Raw genomic sequence first — 1,201 nt, forward strand, 5'->3', positions numbered from 1 at the left:
CTGGTACTAATACTTAAAGATTCCTCCTAGCGTCGGAATGACATCCCGTTTTATTTGTCTTGCAGAGGTCAGAGCTTTTTTTACGTAGCTTTGCGGCGCAACTCTCGTTTCTGAAAATTAAAGCATGTTTTATCAAGCCAAACAGTACATTAAATTCCTTTTAAAATCAACCAATCAGCATGGGGTACACTCCCCTTTTGTTTATGATTTGGTTACCAAATGTTTTTATGACCGTAGCTCATACGATGCTTATAAGGCGATTAAAAACTATAAAAAAAACCTACTCCATGATAAAGGCAGTATCAATGTCACCGATTTAGGCGCAGGTTCGCAAGTGATGAAACAAGAGGAGCGTTTGGTTCGTCAAATGGCAAAAAACGCAGGTTCTACACTTAAAAGGGCTAAATTATTATACCGATTTAGCGCTTATTTCAAACCTCTAAACATCCTCGAACTAGGCACATCTTTAGGTATTGCTACACAAGCCTTAAGTTTAGGTCATCCAGAAGCTAAGATTACTACTATTGAAGGGTGTCCGAATATTTCAGCGTTTTCAAAAGCGCTTTTTAAAGATGAAAATCTGAATAATATTGAAAGTCTTCAGGGGGATTTCTCTACGAAAATTGAAAAACTAACAAGTCACAGCTACGACCTCATCTTCTTTGATGGCAATCACCAAAAAGATGCTACTTTAGAATACTTTGAGTCTTTACTCCAAACAGCATCAAATGATTCGGTATTTATTTTTGATGACATTTACTGGTCGGAAGCCATGACCGAAGCTTGGGAAATCATTAAAAAACATCCTAAAGTTACCGTAACAATTGATACGTTTTTCTGGGGTTTTGTGTTTTTTAGAAAAGAACAGGTTAAGGAGGATTTTGTGGTGCGTTGTTAGGTTTTATTTTGGTTCCGGGTAGGTAGTTATTGGTTTTTAGGGCTTACTCTTGCGGGGTTATGACACAGAATGTACAGAGATTTTTTTGACACGAATTTCACTAATTATCACTAATTTTTACTTACTACACCTTGACGACTTGGCGAGATACTCTGAAGTATCTTCCTTTCTCGGGTCGATTTTTTAGACACTGATTACTCAGGTTTTCACAGATAACTCGCTAGTCAGAAATGTTCTCGACTCCGCTCGAACACCAGTTCAATTTGAAGTGTCTACCTTTGGTGTGACGGTTTTATATAGAGT

1 protein-coding gene is annotated in these 1,201 nt (G+C 37.6%); it reads left to right on the top strand.

Translation table 11 applies throughout. The features are described 5' to 3' along the window. Positions 1-124 precede the first annotated feature (124 nt). Complete coding sequence (locus F6U93_RS14440) at positions 125-898, top strand: O-methyltransferase (RefSeq protein ID WP_150940935.1); 774 nt, start codon at positions 125-127, stop codon at positions 896-898. The last annotated feature ends 303 nt before the right edge of the window (positions 899-1,201 follow it).

Origin of the sequence: Pseudotamlana haliotis, from assembly GCF_008806375.1 — a bacterium.
Classification (GTDB): Bacteria; Bacteroidota; Bacteroidia; order Flavobacteriales; family Flavobacteriaceae; genus Pseudotamlana; species Pseudotamlana haliotis.

Bases quoted from the DNA above. Each gene is read 5' to 3' on its own strand.
- F6U93_RS14440 (WP_150940935.1), top strand. From the start codon at position 125: ATGTTTTATCAAGCCAAACAGTACATTAAATTCCTTTTAAAATCAACC.